Below are 21,210 nucleotides of genomic sequence, written 5' to 3'. Positions count from 1 at the left end.
AAAACTCAAGCATCAGAAAGTGTTTGGCAAATGTATAATCACCGAAAGGAAGCAAAGCGGATTTGCGGTAGTTATAAATGGCGAAGCCATGTGTATAACAAAAAAGTAAGCAGAAAATAAAATAACATAATTAATATATATCAAGAAAATAGATATATATGTATGGTTGAAAAAATGTCGTATTTGCGATAAAATGTAAAAGTTAACGTGGATCTTTATACATATTAAAAACGTTACAAGATACTAAGAAAAAGAGAGGACAGAGCAATGGATTTTAATATTGCAGTTATTCCAGGTGATGGAATTGGACCCGAAATTGTAGCAGAAGCACAGAAGGTTCTCGACACTGTCGGTAAGAAATTTGGTCATTCTTTCAGTTATACTGAAGTTGATATGGGTGGAGTTTCAATCGACAAACACGGAGTGCCACTTACAGATGAAGCATTGGCAACAGCGAAAGCTAGTGATGCAGTACTTCTTGGAGCTGTCGGAGGTGTCGTGGGAAAGGATAGTTGGTATGATTTACCACCACATCTTAGACCAGAGGCAGGGTTGCTTGCAATTAGAAAAGGCTTAGGTCTATTTGCAAATTTAAGACCTGCTTATTTATATAAAGAATTAAAGGGTGCATGCCCATTAAAAGAATCTGTAGCAGATGCCGGATTTGACATGATAATTGTTAGAGAATTAACAGGTGGTCTTTATTTTGGTGAAAGAAAGACAGAAGAAGTTAATGGCGTAATGACAGCCATTGATACTTTAAAATATGACGAAAACGAAATTAGAAGAATCGCTATTAAAGCATTTGAAATTGCAATGAAGAGACGCAAGAGCGTTATTAGCGTTGATAAGTCAAATGTTTTAGATTCATCAAGACTTTGGGATAAGGTAGTTACAGAAGTAGCAAAGGATTATCCGGAAGTAACATTAACACATATGCTTGTTGATAACTGTGCAATGCAGTTAGTTAAAGATCCTGCACAGTTTGATGTAGTTGTTACTGAGAATATGTTTGGTGATATTTTATCAGATGAGGCAAGTATGGTAACAGGTTCAATTGGAATGCTTTCATCAGCAAGTCTTGCAGAAGGCAAATTTGGATTATATGAACCAAGTCATGGAGCTGCACCTGATATTGCAGGACAGAACAAGGCTAACCCAATTGCAACAATTCTTTCAGCTGCTATGATGCTTAGATATTCATTTGATTTAGATGAAGAAGCTAAGGCAGTTGAAGATGCAGTACAGAAAGTATTAGAAGATGGAATTCGTACAATTGATATTATGTCTGATGGGATGCAGATGGTTGGATGTAAAGAAATGGGCGATTGCATCTGTGAAAGAATATAGAATATATAGGAGGCAGTTATGAAGAGTGATGCAGTAACAAAAGGATTACAGCAGGCTCCACACAGATCATTATTCAATGCTCTGGGGCTTACTGAAGAAGAAATGAACAGACCATTAGTTGGTATCGTATGTTCATACAATGAAATTGTACCAGGTCATATGAATCTGGATAAAATAGCAAATGCAGTTAAAATGGGTGTCGCTATGGCGGGTGGTACACCTATTATGTTCCCGGCTATCGCAGTATGTGATGGTATTGCAATGGGACATATAGGAATGAAATATTCTCTTGTAACAAGAGATTTGATTGCTGATTCAACAGAAGCGATGGCATTAGCTCATCAGTTTGATGCATTAGTTATGATTCCTAACTGTGATAAGAATGTTCCCGGATTATTAATGGCTGCAGCAAGAATTAATGTTCCAACAGTATTTGTATCAGGTGGACCAATGCTTGCAGGTCATGTTAAGGGACAGAAGAGAAGCTTATCATCTATGTTTGAGGCAGTAGGTGCTCAGGCAGCAGGAAATATTACATTAGATGAATTAAAGGAATTTGAACAGAATGTATGTCCTACATGTGGTTCATGTTCTGGTATGTATACAGCAAATTCAATGAACTGTTTAACTGAAGCATTAGGTATGGGAATTAAAGGAAACGGAACAATCCCGGCTGTATATTCAGAAAGAATTAAACTTGCAAAACATGCCGGTATGAAGGTTATGGAATTGCTTGAAAAAGATATTAAACCAAGAGATATTATGACAAAGGATGCAATCTTAAACGCATTAACAGTAGATATGGCACTTGGATGCTCAACAAACAGTATGCTTCATTTGCCTGCAATCGCTCATGAAATTGGATTTGATTTTGATATTTCATTTGCTAATCCAATAAGTGAAAGAACACCTAACTTATGTCATTTAGCACCGGCAGGTCCTACATATATGGAAGATTTGAATGAAGCCGGTGGTGTATATGCAGTTATGAATGAGTTAGCAGAAGCAGGACTTCTTAACTTAGATTGCATGACAGTTACAGGAAAGACAGTTGGAGAAAATATTAAGGGGGCGGTTAACAAGAACCCTGAAGTTATCAGACCATTAGATAATCCATACAGTAAGACAGGTGGTCTTGCAGTATTAAAGGGAAATCTTGCACCGGATGGTGGTGTTGTAAAACGTTCAGCAGTTGTTGATGAAATGATGGTTCATGAAGGACCTGCAAGAGTATTTGACTGTGAAGAAGATGCAATCGCAGCTATTAAAGGTGGAAAGATTGTTCCTGGTGATGTTGTTGTTATTAGATATGAAGGACCAAAGGGTGGCCCTGGTATGAGAGAAATGTTAAATCCAACATCTGCCATTGCAGGTATGGGATTAGGTTCATCTGTTGCATTGATTACAGACGGACGTTTCTCAGGTGCTTCAAGAGGTGCATCTATCGGACACGTTTCACCGGAAGCAGCCGTAGGTGGTCCTATAGCATTAGTTGAAGAAGGAGATATTATAAAGATTAATATTCCTGAAATGACATTAAACATTGACGTTTCTGATGAAGAAATGGCAGCAAGAAAAGCAAAATGGCAGCCAAGAGAACCTAAGGTTACAACAGGATATCTTGCTAGATATGCATCTATGGTAACTTCAGGAAACAGAGGCGCAATTTTAGAAATAAAGAAATAAAAAGAGAGGGTAAAAATATGCAATTAACAGGTTCAGAAATAGTTGTTGAATGTTTGAAAGAACAGGGTGTTGATACAGTTTTTGGTTATCCTGGTGGAACAATTCTTAATATTTATGATGCTCTTTATAAACATTCAGATGAAATTACACATATATTAACATCCCATGAACAGGGAGCTGCACATGCGGCAGACGGTTATGCAAGATCAACAGGTAAGGTTGGTGTTTGTATGGCAACATCAGGCCCTGGAGCAACAAACCTTGTTACAGGGATTGCTACAGCATATATGGATTCAATTCCGATTGTTGCAATAACAGCAAATGTTGCTAAATCAGGACTTGGAAAAGATTCTTTCCAGGAAATTGATATTGTAGGTGCAACAATGCCATTTACAAAGCATAATTTTATAGTAAAGGAAATTGAAGATTTAGCAGATACAATTAGAAGAGCATTTACAATTGCTAAATCAGGAAGACCGGGTCCGGTATTAGTTGATATTACAAAGGATGTAACAGCTAATAAAACTGAATATACAAAGCAGACACCTAAGGCAATTGAACCATATACAGATACAATCAAAGAAGAAGATGTTGATCAGGTTGTAGAATTAATAAAAGGTTCAAATAAACCATTTATTATTGCCGGTGGTGGATTAGTAGCTTCCGGAGCACAGGATGAATTTAGAAAATTTGCAGACATAATTGATACACCTGTTTGTGACACTTTAATGGGTAAAGGTGCAATTGAAGGAACAAATGCACGTTATACAGGTATGATTGGTATGCATGGAACAAAGGCATCTAACTTTGGTGTAACACGATGCGATTTATTAATTGTTATTGGTGCAAGATTTAGTGATAGAGTTGTTGGTAATCCAAATAGCTTTGCACCGGATGCAAAAATTATACATATTGACATTGATCCAACTGAAATTAATAAGAATGTTAAGACAGATGCAAGCATTATAGGTGATGCAAATGAAATACTTAAGAGATTAAACACAAAGTTAGAAAAGCAGAATCATAAAGAATGGATGGATGAAGTTGGAGAATTAAAGAACAAATATCCATTAGCATTAGACAAAACAACATTAAATGGTCCGTCAATTATTGATGCATTATATGAAATAACAAATGGTGATGCAATTGTAACAACTGATGTTGGACAGCATCAGATGTGGGCTGCACAGTTCTATAAATATAAAGAAACAAGACAGTTAATTACATCAGGTGGTCTTGGTACAATGGGATATGGTGTTGGCGCCTGCATAGGTGCTAAGATGGCAAATAAAGACAGAATCTGTGTTAATATTGCAGGTGATGGATGTTTCAGAATGAATATGAATGAAATTGCTACAGCAACACGTTATAATATTCCAATTATTCAGATTGTAATTAATAACCATGTATTAGGTATGGTTAGACAGTGGCAGACATTATTCTATGGTAAACGTTATTCAAATACGGTATTAGATGATCAGGTTGATTTTGTTAAGATTTCAGAAGGAATGGGTGCAAAAGCATACAAATGTACAACAATTGATGAATTTAAAAATGCTTTAAAAGAATCAATTGAATTAAATATTCCTTGTGTAATAGATTGTCAGATTGACAGCGATGATAAGGTGTTCCCAATGGTACCGGCTAATACATCAATTAGCGAAGCTTTTTCTGAAGAAGATTTAGCTGCAAAGGGATATGACTGCTAAGAGACAGTATATATAAAAATTAGGAGGAAATAGAAAGAAATGGCAAGAGTATACAATTTTTCAGCAGGACCTGCTGTATTACCAGAAGAAGTATTAAAAGAAGCAGCAGATGAAATGTTAGATTATAAGGGATGTGGAATGAGCGTAATGGAAATGAGCCATCGTTCAAAAATGTTCCAGCAGATTATTGATGAGGCAGAACAGGATATAAGAGATTTAATGGGTATTCCTGATAATTATAAAGTATTATTCCTTCAGGGTGGTGCATCACAGCAGTTTGCTGCAGTACCAATGAACTTAAAGAAGAATGGCAAGGCTGCTTACATCGTAACAGGACAGTGGGCTAAGAAAGCTGCTGCAGAAGCAGAAAAGTATCTTGAAGTACAAAGAGTTGCTTCATCAGCAGATAAAACATTCTCATATATTCCTGATTGTAGCGATTTAGATATTGACGATGATGTTGATTATGTATACATTTGTGAAAACAATACTATTTATGGTACAAAGTATCATGAATTACCAAATACAAAAGGACATACATTAGTAGCTGATGTATCTTCATGTTTCTTATCAGAACCTGTTGATGTATCAAAGTATGGTGTAATTTATGGTGGTGTTCAGAAGAACGTTGGACCGGCAGGTGTTGTTATTGCGATTATTAGAGAAGATTTAATTCCTGAGGAAGTTGATAGCACAGTTCCAACAATGCTTCAGTGGAAAACACAGGCAGATGCAGGATCACTTTACAATACACCTCCATGCTATGGAATTTATATTTGTGGAAAAGTATTTAAATGGATTAAGAAGATGGGTGGCCTTGATGCAATGAAGAAACGTAACGAAGAAAAGGCTAAGATTCTTTATGATTTCCTTGATAATAGCAAATTATTTAAGGGTACAGTTGTTCCAAAAGACCGTTCACTTATGAATGTACCTTTTGTAACAGGTGATGCTGATTTAGATGCTAAATTTGTAGCAGAAGCTAAAGCTGCCGGACTTGAAAATCTTAAAGGACATAGAACAGTTGGTGGTATGAGAGCAAGTATTTACAATGCTATGCCAATTGAAGGTGTTAAGGCATTAGTTGAATTTATGGAAAAATTTGAAAAAGAAAACGCATAATAAGGAGAAGGAAAAATGGTTAAGGTTAATTGTTTAAATCCTATTTCAAAAGTAGGAACAAGCAAATTTACAGATAATTACGAATTTACAGATAATTTTGAAGAAGCAAATGCAGTATTAGTAAGAAGTGCAGCAATGCATGATATGGAATTATCTGATAATCTTTTAGCAGTTGCAAGAGCAGGTGCAGGGGTTAACAATATTCCTTTAGACAAGTGTGCAGAAAAGGGTGTTGTTGTATTTAATACTCCGGGTGCTAATGCAAATGGTGTTAAGGAATTAGTATTATGCGGAATGCTTCTTGCATCAAGAGATATTATTGGCGGAAACAAATGGGTTGAAGACAATAAAGAAGACGAAAACATCAACAAGACAATGGAAAAAGCTAAAAAGAATTTTGCCGGAAATGAAATTATGGGCAAAAAACTTGGAGTTATTGGACTTGGTGCTATTGGTAGCTTAATTGCAAATGCAGCTACAGAACTTGGTATGGAAGTATATGGTTATGATCCATTTATCTCAGTAGATGGAGCTTGGAGATTATCAAGTGAAGTTAAACATGTAAATACAAGAGAAGAAATTTACAAAGAATGTGATTTCATCACTGTTCATACACCATTATTAGATGATACAAGAGAAATGATTAATAAAGACACAATCGCTATGATGAAAGATGGAGTTGTAATTCTTAACTTTGCAAGAGATTTACTTGTATGTGATGATGACATGATTGCAGCATTAGAATCAGGTAAAGTAAAGAGATATGTAACAGACTTCCCTAATGCTAAGATAGCTAAGGCAAAGAATGTTATTGCTACACCACATCTTGGTGCTTCAACTGAAGAGTCAGAAGATAATTGTGCTGTAATGGCAGTTAAAGAATTAAAAGATTTCATTGAAAACGGAAATATTATTAATTCTGTAAATTATCCAAAATGTGATTTAGGCGTATGTGACAAGGTTGCAAGAATTACAATTTGTCATAAAAATATTCCAAACATGATTGGTCAGCTTTCATCTGCAGTTGCTGCTGAAGGTATGAATATTTCAGATATGGTTGATAAATCAAGAGGAGATTATGCTTATACAATTATGGATTTAGATAGTAAAGCTACTGATAATTTAGTTGAAAAAATTGAAAAAATTGAAGGCGTAATTAAAGTACGTATCGTAAAATAATCAATTTTTAGCAAATACACATGTGATTAAAGGATTGAGTATGCCATTTAATGTATGCAATCCATAAGGCATATCACATTACATTATAAAAAGTCTTGGATAATAAACAGTCTAAGACTTTTTATTGTTTATAGTTATAATTAATTGGAAGGAGGAAACATATGTTAATGTTAGCTAGTGCTACTCAAAAAGAAGTAGAAAGTGTAGCAGATAATATTGAACAATTATCAAAGGACGCGAGCAAATTATCACAGATAGGTAGTGATTTAATAGATAAAGCAGTAGCCTTTGGTATAGATATAATTATTGCAGTAATTATATTTGTAATTGGAAAATTTATAATTAAATTTATTCTTAAGTTTGTAGATAGAATATTTGCCAAATCATCAGCAGATGAAGGTGTAGCAAAATTTATTCACTCAGTATTAAAAGTTACTTTATATATTATACTTGCGATTACAATTTGTGGACAGGTTGGTATAGAAACAACATCATTTGCAGCAATTGTGGCTTCCGGAGGTTTAGCAATAGGTCTTGCATTTGAAGGAAGTTTATCAAATTTTGCAGGCGGAGTTATGATTTTAATTATGAAGCCGTTTACTGTAGGAGATTATATAGAATCAAATGGAGTAGAAGGAACAGTTTATAAAATTGATATTTTCTATACTTCTTTAAAAACAGTAGACAATAAATCTGTAAAATTACCAAACGGAACATTGTCAAATAGCATTTTAACGAATTATTCCATGAATGATAAGAGAAGAGTAGATGTTGAAGTTGGAATATCGTATGATGATAATATAGAACTTGCACGTAAAGAACTCGAAAGAGTGATGAACAGTTATTCTAATATAATGCGCGATGAGGCAAACGCAGTAGTTGTCAAAAATTTAGCAGATAGCGCAATTATAATGGAAGTTAGAGTGTGGGTGCCTACTGAATATTATTGGGATTGCAAATTTTATTTAAACGAAAATATACGTGTTTCTTTTGATAAAGCAGGAATTTCAATTCCATTTAATCAGCTTGACGTAAATGTACACAATGTAGATTAAGCTATTATGATAAATAGTAGAGCCTATATTTTTATGAAAAAACTTAGTTACAAACTTAGGTATCATATAATTGCTAAAAAAACTGAGGTTAATCCAATGGGATGGATTCAAACCTCAGTTTTTTATTAAAATAATTTCTTTTATTTGCTTAAATATTCTTTGTTAATAGCGATTACTTTATCCATAGCTTCTTTACCTGGAGCACCAATTGTTAAACGCTTATCAACACATGTCTTAAGACTGATTGCATCATATATATCTTCTTCAAATACTGGACTGATAGCCTTAAATTCATCTAATGTCATATCGTCAAGAGAAATACCTTTACCTTCACAGAATAAAACAAGCTGTCCAACAATGCCGTGAGCATCTCTAAATGGAACTCCGTGATTTACTAAATAATCAGCAGCGTCTGTAGCGTTAGTAAATCCGTTTTTAGCGCTGCTTTCCATAATATCCTTATTGAATGTCATAGTATCAATCATTCCTGTAAATAATGCAATACAACCCTTTGTAGTGTCGATTGCGTCAAATGCAAATTCCTTATCTTCCTGCATATCTTTATTGTAAGCAAGAGGAATTCCTTTCATTGTAGTAAGAATAGAAGTGAGAGCACCATAAACACGTCCTGTCTTTCCTCTGATTAATTCGGCAATATCAGGATTCTTCTTCTGAGGCATAATACTTGAGCCTGTACTATAAGAATCATCAATATTTACAAATCTATATTCGTTAGAATTCCATATAATAATTTCTTCACAGAATCTGCTTAAATGCATCATGATTGTAGATAAAGCAGACATTAATTCAATTACATAATCTCTGTCAGAAACAGAATCCATACTATTTAATGTTGGACCATCAAAATTAAGCAAAGAAGCAGTATATTCACGATCAAGAGGATATGTTGTTCCTGCTAATGCACCAGCACCTAAAGGACAATAATTCATACGGCCATAAATATCTGTTAATCTGCTACGGTCTCTTTTAAACATTTCAAAATATGCTCCAAAGTGATGAGCTAAAGTTACAGGCTGAGCTTTCTGCAAATGAGTAAATCCAGGCATAAAAGTTTCAGTGTTTTCTTCCATAACTTTCATTATGGACTGAAGCAAAGTTTTTAATAATGAGTCAAGCTCAACAACTTCGTCACGAACATATAATTTCATGTCTAATGCAACCTGGTCGTTACGGCTTCTTCCTGTGTGTAATTTCTTACCAGGCTCGCCAATTCTTTCAATAAGATGAGCTTCAACAAAACTATGAATATCTTCATGTTCAGGAGTAAACTCTAAATGTCCGTTTTCGATATCCGTTAAAATGCTATTTAATCCGTTAATAATTGCAACTTTATCTGATTCTTCAATAATACCCTGCTTTGCAAGCATAGTAACATGGGCAATGCTACCTTGAATATCCTGTTTATAAAATTTCTGGTCAAATGATAATGACGCATTAAAATTATGTACTAATTTATTTGTTTCTTTTGTGAAACGGCCTCCCCATAATTTCATATGTAATTCCTCATTTCTTTTTTTGTATTTACATCTTACAAATATATTACAATAAACAAATTGATGAAATTCTTTTTGGTATAAACAAATTTCTGAATCGCTTTTGTTATATATTGCACTAAGACATCTTAAAAATTATAGCATTATAACAGTAGTTTTTCAAATATATATTTGTAGAGTAGATGTTTTGAAGCTATGCATATAATAATGTATTTTAATTAAAATTTATATTTTGAAAGTTATTACATAATTTTACAAATGAATTAAATTTAATAAAGCAAAAATATAACAACATATAAAAACATAGAAAAGTAAAATATAACAACAAATAAAACAAAATCGATACAATATAATAAGGACTTTTTTATGTGCACATATTTACATAATCATATAGAAATTATTATTTGAAAATATTCTGCAATATAATATAATGGTTCGTGGATTAAAAAATTAAATTAATGTTAGGATTAAAGCAGCTTCGTGTATTATGCATATAAAGTCCTGGCATTGAGATAAAAGGAAGAAAAATGAAATTATATTTAGCACCATTAGAAGGAATAACAGGATACATATATAGAAATGCCTTAGCAGCAGTATTTGAACAACCAGATAAATTTTTTGCACCGTTTATAGGTACAAGTCAGAATAAAAAATTTTCTAATAAAGAAGTAAGAGATATAAATCCGCAAAATAATAAAATAAATGTTTTGATTCCTCAGCTTATGACAAAACAGACAGATCAGGCACTTAGTGCAATGAGTAAATTAAAAGATTACGGATATACAGAGGTTAATATAAATGCAGGCTGCCCGTCAGGAACAGTAGTATCAAAAGGACGTGGTTCAGGCCTTTTGAAAAATCTTGAAGATTTAGATATTTTGCTTGATAAAATGGTAAATGAGTCAGGGATGGAAATATCAGTAAAGACGCGAATCGGAATGTATGAGCCGGAAGAATTTTATGAAATACTCGAAATATATAATAAATATAATTTAAAGGAATTAATCATACATCCAAGAGTGAGAGAAGATTTTTATAATAACACTCCTAATTTAGAAGTGTTTGAGTATGCCTATAAAAACAGCAAAAATAAACTTTGTTACAATGGTGATGTGAACAGCGTAGATGATTATAATAAAATTACAAAACGATTTCCAAACATAGACAGTGTAATGATTGGTCGAGGAGCAATTACTAATCCAAATATTTTTTCTGAAATACGAGGTGGTGAGAGAGTCACTAAAGAAAAATTGTATAGATTTAATGAAATTATATATAATGATTATAAAGAAGTAATGAGCGGTGATAGAAATCTTTTATTTAAGATGAAAGAAGCATGGAGATATATGTCACCACTATTTGAGAATTATGAAAAGAATTGGAAACGAATCAAGAAAGCAAATGATTTAAAACATTTTAATAGTGCTATAGAAGAAATGTTTAACTGTGATATTATAAATTAGATAGTATCGAATAGTTATAAAAATGGACACTTGAATTGATACACCATCAATTTTTTATCTGACTTTTGATGGTAGTACAAAATAAGTGCCCATTTTTTATTAGAGAAGAAGTGAACTGTAAACTATTTAACAATTATACATATTCTCAAATAATATTATTTAGTTATGATTTCAAGAATCTTGTTGCTTCTTTCGATAAAAGCTGTCATTGATTCCGGATTAAGAGGTGTATGACTAATCATTGCAAGGTCGTATAACTGCTTGCAAATTAAATCAGTATTTTCTCCCTCAGGATTATCAATGATATATTTAACAAGGTTGTTGTTTGAATTAAGAACAAGAGTTTCACCTGCACCACCAAACATTGAAGGATCCATTCCTGCCATTCCGTACATCTTCATCATGTCCTGCATACGACGGCTTTCTTCTGATAAAGTAATCATAGAAGAAATAGAAGAATCTTTCATCTTTTCAACCTTAACATCAAGAGTATCTCTGTTTAAAGATTTCTTAAATGTTTCAGTTAGTTTGTCAGTCATTTCTTTTAATTCATCTTCATTAACTTCTTCTTTGAAAGTATTTGTTAATTCAGCATCAATACGAACAAACTTTACATTTTCATTTTTTTGCTCTAATTGTGTTATAAATGGCTGGTCGATAGCATCTTTCAAAATAACAACATCTATATTTTCGTTTCTATACATATTAATGTACTGACTTTGCTGAACAGGGTCAGTTGTATAGAAGATTGTGTTTTCGTGAGCTTCTTTATTTTTTTCTAAGCATTCTTTAAATGTAAGGAATTTATCGTCAATATTTTTAAATAAAACATAGTCAGACATCTTCTCACAGAATTTTTCATCTTTAAGGCATCCATATTTAATGAATGGTGAAATGTCATCCCAGTATTTTTCGTAATTTTCTTTATCTGTTTTGCACATTCCTGAAAGCTTATCAGCAACCTTCTTAGTAATGTAATCTGAAATCTTCTTAACGAATCCATCGTTCTGAAGAGCACTTCTTGATACGTTAAGTGGAAGGTCAGGACAATCGATTACACCCTTTAATACCATTAAAAATTCAGGAATAACTTCTTTAATGTTATCAGCAATAAATACCTGATTGTTATATAATTTGATAACACCTTCTACAGATTCGAATTCAGTATTAATCTTAGGGAAGTAAAGAATACCCTTTAAGTTAAATGGATAATCCATATTCAAATGAATCCAGAATAAAGGTTCCTTGTAATCCATAAATACTTCATGATAGAACTGCCTGTATTCTTCTTCACTACATTCATTTGGATGTTTTGTCCAAAGTGGAACAGGATTACTAATGCTCTTTGGTCTTTTAAGGATTTTAGCTTTAGTAGTAGCAGGAGAAACCTCTACAACCTCTTTAGTTCCATCTTCATTTTCTTTTTCTTCAGTTTTAGCTTCTTCAACAATAGTTTCAATTACTGTATCTTTGTCAGTTACTTCTGATTCAGGAATTGTATCATATTCTGGTTCAGCGTTTGGGTTAGAAAGGAATATTTCAACGGGCATAAAAGAGCAGTACTTGTGAATGATTTCACGTGCTTTGAACTCATTTGCAAATTCTAAGCTATCATCATTTAAATATAAAGTAATCTTTGTACCTCTGTCTGTTTTATCGCAGTCATCCATAGAAAATTCGAGACCATTTTCACATTCCCATTTTACTGCCTTAGAACCTTCTTTATAAGAAAGAGACTCAATAGTAACTCTATCTGCAACCATAAAAGCAGAATAGAAACCTAAACCAAAATGACCGATAATCTGATCTTCATTAGTTTTGTCTTTATACTGTTCAAGGAAAGCTTCGGCACCTGAAAAAGCAATCTGATTGATGTATTCATCAATTTCCTCAGCTGTCATACCGATACCATTATCAATAAATGTTAATGTTTTGTCATTTGCATTAGCTATAACCTGAACTTTAAGTTCGCTTTCTTCATCATCTTTAAATTCGTACTCTCCGATAAGAGATAATTTTTTTAATTTTGTAATTGCATCGCAACCATTAGAAATAAGTTCTCTGAAAAAGATATCGTGGTCAGAGTATAACCATTTCTTTATAATTGGGAAAATATTTTCACTGTTAATAGATAAACTACCTTTTGTAGCTGCCATATATATCACTCCTTTATATAAATCTATTAGTGTTTGCAAATACTATTTCTTTTTATTTTATCAATTTTTACAATTCCGAAGTATTTGCATTCACCATAATTTTTACGCTTGATATATATTTTAGACAGGTCAAATGTAAAAGTCAAGAGAAAATTAGCACTCGATAAAAAAGAGTGCTAATAAATGCGCGAGAAGATGTGTTTATGAGTTTTAAAATTGTATTGAATTTATAATTTATTCGATTTCAAGTTCGAAATGCTGATTTAGTAAAGTAGTAATTTGTTTATCCCAGAATTTATCAATGGACTTGTCCATTGTAAATATACTTAAGGAGGTACCTGTAATAACATTTAACTTGTTGTTTTCATAATTAATATGTATGTACATTCCTAAAACCTGCGAAGCTTCAATGTTAGTATCAACAGAAGTTAACATTTTTTCAATATAAGAATTAGGAAGTTTTAATGTGATTTTAAATTTTAATGGAGCGTTTTTCCCTTTGATAATTTCAAAACATATATGTCTGATACTTCCCCATGAGATGAAATCGTCTTCAGGTTCTTCAAGTTCATTTTTTTTAATAAAATCTTTGTTAATACGCCCGTCAACAGAGAAAGTGTTGATTGTTGTTAATTCTAATTCGCTTACCAACATATAGTCAAATGTATCTTTTATAAAAATTGCGTTCATAAATTCGTTTTTACTAATCACATTAATTGCTATCATGCAAATTCTCCTTTATTTTGCTACTAAAAGTCTGTACTTGTTACTATAGCAAATATGGATGCAAACGGCAATTAAAATTGACTTTTAAGGTTACAAATGATATAAATAAAGCAGTTGTATTGGGGTTTATTTTTCTGTAAAATGAATATAAATATTAAAATGGAATACGAAATATTCTATTTAAAGGGAAGAGATGAATAAATAAAGATACAAAATAATAACACGAAAGGAACGGAAAAATGGGTTTTATTAAAGGAGCAATTGATGCAGTAGGTGGAACATTTGCAGATCAGTGGTTAGATTATTTTACACCACCGACAAATTTAGGCGCGGGAGCAGTTATATATAAGGCTGTTCTTTCAGAAACAAATAGAGGAAGAGGTTCAAATACTAAAGGTTCAGTAGGAATTATTTCAAATGGTTCAAAGGTGATAGTACCTGAAGGAACTGCACTTATAACGTTACAGGATGGTGCAATCACAGCTTGCATATGTGAGCCGGGAGAATATCTTTTTAAATCAGATGACGCAAATGCAAAGTCTTTTTTTGCAGGCGATTCTATAATTGAATCAGTTTTAAAACAGTCTTGGGAAAGATTTAAATTTGGTGGTGAACCTTCAGCACAGCAGTTGGCTGTATATGTTAATATGAAGGAAATCCCTAATAACAGATTTGGAACACAGTCAGAAATATATTGGGATGATGCATATTTGGGAACCCAGGCAGGAGCAATGACACGAGGAACTTATACAATGAAGATTGTAGACCCAATATTATTTGTAAAGAATTTTGTGCCAGCTACATATTTATTGCCAAATAATGAAGTATTTGATTTTGCGGATATGGATAATCCGGCAGGAGAACAGTTATTTAATGAAGTTGTTGGAAGTCTTTCAGCAGCATTTTCCAAATATACAAATGACCCTGAGCGTGGAAACAGAATGTCAAAGATTCAGGCAGACCAGCTTGGCTTTGCAAAGACTCTTTCTGAAGTCGTAGAGGATGCATATCAGTGGAGAAGTGACAGAGGTTTGGAAATTGTTAAAGTTGCAATCCAGACAGTTGAATATGACGAGGATACAAAGGCATTACTTAGTGATGTAAGAAAAGCAGATGCATTAGCAGGAAACAGAGGTGCATCATTTATGCAACAGTCAGTAGCAAGAGGATTCCAGGCTGCAGGTGAAAATCCAAATGGTGGAGCATCAGGAATGGCATTTATGGGAATGGGAATGAACGCCGTTGGTGGAATGATGAATAATCAGTTTGGACAACAGAATATGAATATGGGACAACAAAATATGCAGCAGAATATGAATATGGGACAGAATGCAGGTCAGCCGGCACAGGAAGATCCATATGAAAAATTAAAGAAAACAAAAGCACTTTTAGATGCAGGAATTATTTCGCAGGAAGAATTTGATGCATTAAAAGCAAAACTTTTAGGACTTTAATTTATATGAATTTGTGAAAGATGGAGGGTCTTATGTCGGAAAACGAACAGATAAAATGTGAAAAATGTGGCTCAACTGACATATCGCAAAATCCTAAAACAGGAAAATTAAGATGTAATTATTGTAGATATGAATTTGAACCTGAAAAATCAGAAGAAATCGTTACGGATGCAGGAAAACTAGAGGGAGAACATGTAAACAAAGGAGCAGAGGATATTACTGCAGGTGAAGATATAGTTACCTTAAAGTGTTCAAGTTGTGGAGCAGAAGTTGTTATAGATACAAGAGAAACAACACAGGCAAGATGTCATTGGTGTCGTAATACACTTTCAGTTAACAGCAAAGTGGCAAATGGAGCAGTACCGGATGTTGTTTTACCTTTTAGAATAACAAAAGACGAGGCAAAATCATCTATAGAAAACTTTGTCGGTAAAAGAAAGTTTTTTGCAAATAAGCAGTTTAAAAACGAATTTTCAATAGAAAATGTTATGGGTGTATATTTCCCTTATATGATTGTTGATGCAAATGAACATGTTGAACTTTCAGGAGAAGCTGAAAAAGAAGTAAAACAGTACAAAAAGGATTCTAAAGATTCCGTTACATATTATGATGCTCAGGGATATGACATAGAAAGAGAATTTGATATAGCAATAAATGGACTTACAATTGAAGCAAGCAGAGAACGAATAGACAACGCTTCGTCTATACAGACTAACAATATTGTTAATTCAATTATGCCATTTGATACAGAAAATTGTGTTAAATTTGATTCTAATTATCTAAGAGGGTATACATCTGAAAAGAGAGATATGAACGTGAAAGATATAGAACCACTGGCTACAAAACAGATTCATGATATATCACGAATTGCAGCTAAGACAACAACGAAGAAATACAACAGAGGCGTACGCTGGGATGTAGAAAATTATGAAAATAATGGTATAAACTGGAATGCCTCATATTTGCCGGTATGGTTATATAGTTATCTCGAAAAGAAAAATGAAAAAGAAAGGTTACATTATGTAGCTGTAAACGGTAGAACCGGAGAAACCATGGGAAGTGTACCGATTGATATTTCTAGGTTATTGTTAGTATCATTTATCGTTGAAATAATTAGTTTTGTAATATTTGCACTATGGAATATGAATGCAGAGGATAGTGACTTTAGTTGGATTGTTTTATTAGCAGGTATAGCATTTTACATTATTAACTTTATGCGTTATAGAAATAGTGATGCAAGACATAATCATGAAACCGAAACGAACTATAAGATTAGTAATTTGATTCAAAAGGACAATAAACAGTCAAGAGTTAAAAAAGGTCTTACGGAATCTGATATTTCAGGAAGAAATGACAGTCGTTTAGAGGGCGTAACAAATTATGGAGACGTATTAGGTGATATAACCGATATGGGTAAAGAGTTAATAAAAAAATTATAAATGAAACTTATAAAGGCTATTAGATAATAGTAAATCTAATAGCCTTTTAATCAGCTCCTGACGGGATTCGAACCCGTGGCCTACGCATTACGAGTGCGTCGCTCTACCAACTGAGCCACAGAAGCGTGTCACACCTATATATAATACAAAATGATAAAATTGTTGTCAATTAATTATTAGATTAAATCTTAAATACGTGAACTAATTATTTACATTTCATTGTAAAGTGGTTATAATAACCGTATTGTCGGAAAGAAGAACTTTTTGACATCTTAAAAGTTAATTGTTAATATTTTTGTTGGCATTAATATTTAATCAGATTTAATGATTGTTAGGAGAGTCAATGACAAAAAAATATAAACCATACAGAACAGCGAATAACAGGGACATTTATAAAAAGTATGATAATAAACGTAACAGACTTGAAAATCCACAGAAATATGACAATGTCAAATTGTTTGGATTCCGCTCAGGAAAGTCTTATAAGATGATTCCGGCATTGTTATATTATGTATTAGTTATTTCATATGTGTTATTTAGTTTATATGGAGAATTTACATCACTTAAATTTGAACCACTAGATGTTGTTTTAGAGATATTTAAATATGTATTTATTCTCGTTGCAGTATTAAGTCCGGCATTATTTTTGTCAGATTTTAAATATATAGATAACATTCCGGTATTTAGAAAACATAATCCTGTTTCAGGGTTTATAGGTATTTTAGTTGTTATACTTTTATGCTATGGAATTATGCAGGTAGAAATATATTGTATGAGCGATACATATAAAACATCAGTACAAAAATATGATGAAGAATACCGGAAAAAGTTAGAAGAAAGACAAAAACAGTTAGAAGATGAATCGCTTCTTAACGAAGAAACATTGACTGTGGAAGAAACAACTGTTTCCATAGAAAAATAATCTGATATTAGGAAAAATGAGCAAAATTCATTTGCTATAAAAAAGTTTCCCATAATCGGCATCTGACTTAATTGAGAAACAAGACATATAATTGTAGGAGAAATGACAATATGAAAAAAAGAAGTAGTATAGTACTTGTTTGCGTAATAGTAATAGTAATTGCGTTAGCAGGAATAGTTGGATTTAATTCTTTAAAAGAAAGTGAAAGCAATAACGAGAAAGTTACAACGACTGAAGTTATCACAAAAAATACTGATAAAGAGAAAGAAACAACTACTGAACAGGAAACAGCAAAGATTAATAACAATGGTAATGGAAATAATTCAGCTGAAGATATATTCTTTGATGGAGATAAAGATGGTTCATCAAATGATACAAAAAATGATTCTTCAGATGATGTATTAAATGATAATAGTAACAAGAGTAATTCTACAGATGCAGATTCTAACAGTGATGATGATTGGTCAGATTTATACTAAATAAATAATACATCTGATTGTTCATAATATATGGGTGGATTAATCACCAAAAATAAAAAAAATGGAGAGGTCATATGGAAAAGAAATTAAAGGTTGGCGTTTTAGGCGCAACAGGAATGGTAGGACAGAGATTTATAACTTTACTTGCAGATCATCCTTGGTATGAAGTTACAACATTAGCTGCAAGCCCTCGTTCAGCAGGAAAAACATACGAAGAAGCTGTAGGCGATAGATGGAAAATGACAACACCTATGCCTGAAAAAGTTAAGAACATGATTGTACACAATGTAAATGAAGTAGAAGCAGTAGCTTCAACAGTTGACTTTGTATTTAGTGCAGTTGATATGTCAAAGGATGAAATTAAGGCTATAGAAGAAGCTTACGCTAAAACAGAAACACCTGTAGTTTCAAATAATAGTGCACATAGATGGACACCTGATGTACCAATGGTTGTTCCTGAAATTAATCCTGAACATTATGAAGTTATTAAATACCAGAAAGAAAGACTTGGTACAAAGAGAGGGTTTGTTGCAGTTAAACCTAACTGCTCAATTCAGAGTTATGCACCTGTTCTTACAGCTTGGAAAGAATTTGAACCTACAGAAGTAGTAGCAACAACATATCAGGCAATTTCGGGCGCAGGAAAAACATTTAAGGATTGGCCTGAAATGGTAGGAAATATCATTCCATTTATTGGTGGTGAAGAAGAAAAATCAGAACAGGAACCACTTAGACTTTGGGGAAAAGTTGAAGATGGTGTTATTAAAAAGGCAACAACTCCTGTAATAACAACTCAGTGTATCAGAGTACCGGTTCTTGATGGACATACAGCAGCAGTATTTGTTAAGTTTGCTAAGAAACCTACAAAGGAACAATTAATTGAAAAATTAAGAAACTTCAGTGGTCTTCCACAGAAACTTGATCTTCCAAGTGCTCCAAAGCAGTTTATCCAGTATTTAGAAGAAGACAACAGACCACAGGTTTCATTAGATGTAAACTTTGAAAATGGTATGGGAATTTCAGTAGGTAGATTAAGAGAAGATACAGTATATGATTATAAATTTGTAGGATTATCTCACAATACTTTAAGAGGTGCAGCAGGCGGAGCAGTTCTTTCAGCAGAACTTCTTACAGCACAGGGATATATTACAGCAAAATAATTAATCAAATAATTAATTTGAATTTTAAAGCAGATGGTGTCAATGATGCCATCTGCTTTTATATGCACCTAATGAATCTACAAAGGATACTCGACAGATTTGACGTATTAGTGATAAAATATAATTTAATATTCAATAGGATGGAGAAAAAAGATGAAGAATACAGGATTTTATTATGTTAAAGAAGTGGCGAAAGAAAAAAGCTTTTCTAAAGCATCAAAGAAACTTGGAATTTCGCAACCGGCTTTAAGTTCATATATCAATAAATTAGAAAAAAAGTGGGGAATACTTTTATTTGACAGAAGTATATCACCTATTGAACTTACAGAATTTGGCAAATCATATTTAGAGTATGCGGGTTCAGTTATAGAAGCTAAAGAACGTTTTGAAAAAGAAATATCGGATTTAAATGAACTTAAAACCGGAACGATTGTATTAGGCAGTACTGCATGTTTTTCGTTGAGTTATTTGCCATATGCGTTAACAGAATATAGTAAAAAATATCCCGGAATTAACTTTCAGATAATAGAAGGAAAAACTCCGGATATTCAAAGAAAATGTTTAGACGGTACGGTTGATATTTTCCTTTCTGACAGTGATATAGATGATAGTTTATTTGAAAAAGAAGATATATTTGAAGAAAGAATTGTTATAGCGGTACCAAGGGAAAATGTCATAAATGAAAAGTTGAAAGATTATCAGGTTAGTCCTGAAACTATAATTGCAGGAAAACTGAATGATGAAGCTATAAAAGAAGTTGATATGTCTGAATTTAAAGATGAAAGATTTATATTATTAAATGAAGACCAAAGAGTTAGAAAGATTGTAAACAAATTGTTTGACGAATATTCAATTAGCCCAGAGGAAATAATGGAAATTCAGCAGTCAACAACAGGATTTGCAATGGCAGTGGCTGGAATGGGTGTGACTTTTGTTGCTGAAAGTGCAATTAAATTTAATAATTATGCAAATCATCCTATATATTACAAAGTGGGAACAAAAGAAAGTACAAGCAGAAAAATGTGTGTAGCATTTAAAAAAGGAAAATATATTTCAAAGGCAGGAAGATTGTTTATTAATGAAATGAAAACAATATTTGAATAAAAAATGAACAAAATATAATTTTTGTTTACAAAATATCTACACAATGTGGAAAATGTGTTCCATAATTAGCAAAAAAATAGGAATATATACATTTTGTATATAAAAATTGAAGGAGTGATATTATGAAAAAATCATTGAAGAGGGGTCTTTCATTTGACTTTCATTAACATTTCTCGTAACAAGTACACTTAATGTAGGATATCTTGAAATATCTCATCCAACAATAGTTATACCTACAACAAGACCTGCAGTTACAATTTTTTTTGAAAGATTTTGTAAAACTATAGACTATTTTGTGATTTTATGAGAAAATAAACAAAGGTGTGGGCAGACTAAACGCTCACAAATAATACATAGCATAAGATGGGTAGCATTACTTGTTTTATGCTAAAAATATGGGGATAGTTCCCTAGGTTATATTTCGAAAGGAGTATTTATTCAAATGATTTATTCAAAAGAAGTTGAAATGATGTGCCCTGTAGCTAAGGGTGCAAAGCATGAACCAGCTCCAATTCCAGAAGAAGGAAAATGGGTTCATTCAAAAAAAATCGAAGATATTTCAGGCTTTACACATGGTGTAGGCTGGTGTGCACCTCAGCAGGGAGCATGTAAGCTTACTTTAAATGTTAAAGAAGGTATCATTGAAGAAGCATTAGTAGAAACAATCGGATGTTCAGGTATGACACATTCAG

16 protein-coding genes, 1 tRNA gene and 1 pseudogene are annotated in these 21,210 nt (G+C 32.7%); 14 read left to right on the top strand and 4 right to left on the bottom strand.

The genetic code is table 11. The features are described from left to right. Window positions 1-267 precede the first annotated feature (267 nt). From leuB to ABMA45_RS00585, 6 genes are all read left to right on the top strand, one after another. The gene (leuB, locus tag ABMA45_RS00610) at window positions 268-1,350 is read left to right on the top strand and encodes a 3-isopropylmalate dehydrogenase (RefSeq protein ID WP_022087950.1); all 1,083 of its coding nucleotides are present in this window, start codon (window positions 268-270) and stop codon (window positions 1,348-1,350) included. A gap of 18 nt (window positions 1,351-1,368) precedes the next feature. Further along, window positions 1,369-3,036 carry a dihydroxy-acid dehydratase gene (gene ilvD, locus ABMA45_RS00605; RefSeq protein WP_022087949.1) on the top strand — a complete coding sequence of 556 codons (1,668 nt, stop codon included), beginning with the start codon at window positions 1,369-1,371 and terminating at the stop codon, window positions 3,034-3,036. A gap of 17 nt (window positions 3,037-3,053) precedes the next feature. Further along, window positions 3,054-4,745, top strand: a complete 1,692-nt coding sequence (gene ilvB / locus ABMA45_RS00600; RefSeq protein WP_022087948.1) for a biosynthetic-type acetolactate synthase large subunit — start codon at window positions 3,054-3,056, stop codon at window positions 4,743-4,745. A 39-nt stretch (window positions 4,746-4,784) separates the two neighbouring features. Beyond that, window positions 4,785-5,867 carry a 3-phosphoserine/phosphohydroxythreonine transaminase gene (serC, locus tag ABMA45_RS00595; RefSeq protein WP_022087947.1) on the top strand — a complete coding sequence of 361 codons (1,083 nt, stop codon included), beginning with the start codon at window positions 4,785-4,787 and terminating at the stop codon, window positions 5,865-5,867. A gap of 15 nt (window positions 5,868-5,882) precedes the next feature. Continuing rightward, on the top strand, window positions 5,883-7,046 hold the full coding sequence (locus ABMA45_RS00590) for a phosphoglycerate dehydrogenase (RefSeq protein ID WP_022087946.1): 1,164 nt from the start codon (window positions 5,883-5,885) through the stop codon (window positions 7,044-7,046). Between the two features lie 161 nt (window positions 7,047-7,207). Next, window positions 7,208-8,101 carry a mechanosensitive ion channel family protein gene (locus ABMA45_RS00585; RefSeq protein WP_022087945.1) on the top strand — a complete coding sequence of 298 codons (894 nt, stop codon included), beginning with the start codon at window positions 7,208-7,210 and terminating at the stop codon, window positions 8,099-8,101. Window positions 8,102-8,241: 140 nt separating this feature from the next. Here the strand turns inward: ABMA45_RS00585 and argH are convergent, their stop codons facing one another. Next, window positions 8,242-9,615, bottom strand: coding sequence for an argininosuccinate lyase (gene argH / locus ABMA45_RS00580; protein ID WP_022087944.1), 1,374 nt, complete (start codon window positions 9,613-9,615; stop codon window positions 8,242-8,244). 527 nt (window positions 9,616-10,142) lie between these two features. On the opposite strand from argH, the gene ABMA45_RS00575 reads away from it, so the two are divergent. Beyond that, entirely contained in the window at window positions 10,143-11,078 is a 936-nt protein-coding gene (locus ABMA45_RS00575; protein WP_022087943.1) for a tRNA dihydrouridine synthase, read from the top strand. Between the two features lie 155 nt (window positions 11,079-11,233). On the opposite strand, the gene htpG is transcribed toward ABMA45_RS00575, so the two are convergent. Together htpG and ABMA45_RS00565 are read right to left on the bottom strand one after the other, a co-directional pair. Then, entirely contained in the window at window positions 11,234-13,234 is a 2,001-nt protein-coding gene (gene htpG / locus ABMA45_RS00570; protein ID WP_022087942.1) for a molecular chaperone HtpG, read from the bottom strand. Window positions 13,235-13,468: 234 nt separating this feature from the next. Then, a complete protein-coding gene (locus ABMA45_RS00565) occupies window positions 13,469-13,960 on the bottom strand; it encodes a DUF5721 family protein (protein WP_022087941.1) in 492 nt (163 codons plus the stop codon). Between the two features lie 239 nt (window positions 13,961-14,199). Here ABMA45_RS00565 and ABMA45_RS00560 point away from each other — a divergent pair, with 239 nt between their 5' ends. Together ABMA45_RS00560 and ABMA45_RS00555 are read left to right on the top strand one after the other, a co-directional pair. Further along, on the top strand, window positions 14,200-15,414 hold the full coding sequence (locus ABMA45_RS00560) for an SHOCT domain-containing protein (RefSeq protein ID WP_022087940.1): 1,215 nt from the start codon (window positions 14,200-14,202) through the stop codon (window positions 15,412-15,414). Between the two features lie 32 nt (window positions 15,415-15,446). After that, entirely contained in the window at window positions 15,447-16,853 is a 1,407-nt protein-coding gene (locus ABMA45_RS00555; protein ID WP_022087939.1) for a hypothetical protein, read from the top strand. Between the two features lie 52 nt (window positions 16,854-16,905). Here the strand turns inward: ABMA45_RS00555 and ABMA45_RS00550 are convergent. Beyond that, window positions 16,906-16,978 (bottom strand) — tRNA-Thr (locus tag ABMA45_RS00550). 218 nt (window positions 16,979-17,196) lie between these two features. Between ABMA45_RS00550 and ABMA45_RS00545 the strand changes: the two genes are divergently transcribed. The 5 genes and pseudogenes from ABMA45_RS00545 to ABMA45_RS00525 form a co-directional block, all read left to right on the top strand. After that, the gene (locus ABMA45_RS00545) at window positions 17,197-17,775 is read left to right on the top strand and encodes a hypothetical protein (RefSeq protein WP_022087938.1); all 579 of its coding nucleotides are present in this window, start codon (window positions 17,197-17,199) and stop codon (window positions 17,773-17,775) included. Window positions 17,776-17,885: 110 nt separating this feature from the next. Then, a complete protein-coding gene (locus tag ABMA45_RS00540) occupies window positions 17,886-18,254 on the top strand; it encodes a hypothetical protein (protein ID WP_022087937.1) in 369 nt (122 codons plus the stop codon). A 74-nt stretch (window positions 18,255-18,328) separates the two neighbouring features. After that, window positions 18,329-19,414 carry an aspartate-semialdehyde dehydrogenase gene (gene asd / locus ABMA45_RS00535; protein WP_022087936.1) on the top strand — a complete coding sequence of 362 codons (1,086 nt, stop codon included), beginning with the start codon at window positions 18,329-18,331 and terminating at the stop codon, window positions 19,412-19,414. Window positions 19,415-19,567: 153 nt separating this feature from the next. Further along, window positions 19,568-20,518: a LysR family transcriptional regulator gene (locus ABMA45_RS00530; protein ID WP_022087935.1), complete on the top strand. Its 951-nt coding sequence runs from the start codon at window positions 19,568-19,570 to the stop codon at window positions 20,516-20,518. A 442-nt stretch (window positions 20,519-20,960) separates the two neighbouring features. Continuing rightward, window positions 20,961-21,210 (top strand): annotated as a pseudogene (locus ABMA45_RS00525) (hypothetical protein); the annotation flags it as partial.

Source organism: Eubacterium sp. CAG:156, assembly GCF_000434315.1.
Lineage (GTDB): Bacteria > Bacillota > Clostridia > Lachnospirales > Lachnospiraceae > Eubacterium_U > Eubacterium_U album.
This window is presented reverse-complemented; position numbering and strand designations above follow the sequence as displayed.

Excerpts from the sequence above, each read along its gene's own strand:
- leuB (WP_022087950.1), top strand. The coding sequence starts at position 268 with ATGGATTTTAATATTGCAGTTATTCCAGGTGATGGAATTGGACCCGAA.
- ilvD (WP_022087949.1), top strand. The coding sequence starts at position 1,369 with ATGAAGAGTGATGCAGTAACAAAAGGATTACAGCAGGCTCCACACAGA.
- ilvB (WP_022087948.1), top strand. The coding sequence starts at position 3,054 with ATGCAATTAACAGGTTCAGAAATAGTTGTTGAATGTTTGAAAGAACAG.
- serC (WP_022087947.1), top strand. The coding sequence starts at position 4,785 with ATGGCAAGAGTATACAATTTTTCAGCAGGACCTGCTGTATTACCAGAA.
- ABMA45_RS00590 (WP_022087946.1), top strand. The coding sequence starts at position 5,883 with ATGGTTAAGGTTAATTGTTTAAATCCTATTTCAAAAGTAGGAACAAGC.
- ABMA45_RS00585 (WP_022087945.1), top strand. The coding sequence starts at position 7,208 with ATGTTAATGTTAGCTAGTGCTACTCAAAAAGAAGTAGAAAGTGTAGCA.
- argH (WP_022087944.1), bottom strand. The coding sequence starts at position 9,615 with ATGAAATTATGGGGAGGCCGTTTCACAAAAGAAACAAATAAATTAGTA.
- ABMA45_RS00575 (WP_022087943.1), top strand. The coding sequence starts at position 10,143 with ATGAAATTATATTTAGCACCATTAGAAGGAATAACAGGATACATATAT.
- htpG (WP_022087942.1), bottom strand. The coding sequence starts at position 13,234 with ATGGCAGCTACAAAAGGTAGTTTATCTATTAACAGTGAAAATATTTTC.
- ABMA45_RS00565 (WP_022087941.1), bottom strand. The coding sequence starts at position 13,960 with ATGATAGCAATTAATGTGATTAGTAAAAACGAATTTATGAACGCAATT.
- ABMA45_RS00560 (WP_022087940.1), top strand. The coding sequence starts at position 14,200 with ATGGGTTTTATTAAAGGAGCAATTGATGCAGTAGGTGGAACATTTGCA.
- ABMA45_RS00555 (WP_022087939.1), top strand. The coding sequence starts at position 15,447 with ATGTCGGAAAACGAACAGATAAAATGTGAAAAATGTGGCTCAACTGAC.
- ABMA45_RS00545 (WP_022087938.1), top strand. The coding sequence starts at position 17,197 with ATGACAAAAAAATATAAACCATACAGAACAGCGAATAACAGGGACATT.
- ABMA45_RS00540 (WP_022087937.1), top strand. The coding sequence starts at position 17,886 with ATGAAAAAAAGAAGTAGTATAGTACTTGTTTGCGTAATAGTAATAGTA.
- asd (WP_022087936.1), top strand. The coding sequence starts at position 18,329 with ATGGAAAAGAAATTAAAGGTTGGCGTTTTAGGCGCAACAGGAATGGTA.
- ABMA45_RS00530 (WP_022087935.1), top strand. The coding sequence starts at position 19,568 with ATGAAGAATACAGGATTTTATTATGTTAAAGAAGTGGCGAAAGAAAAA.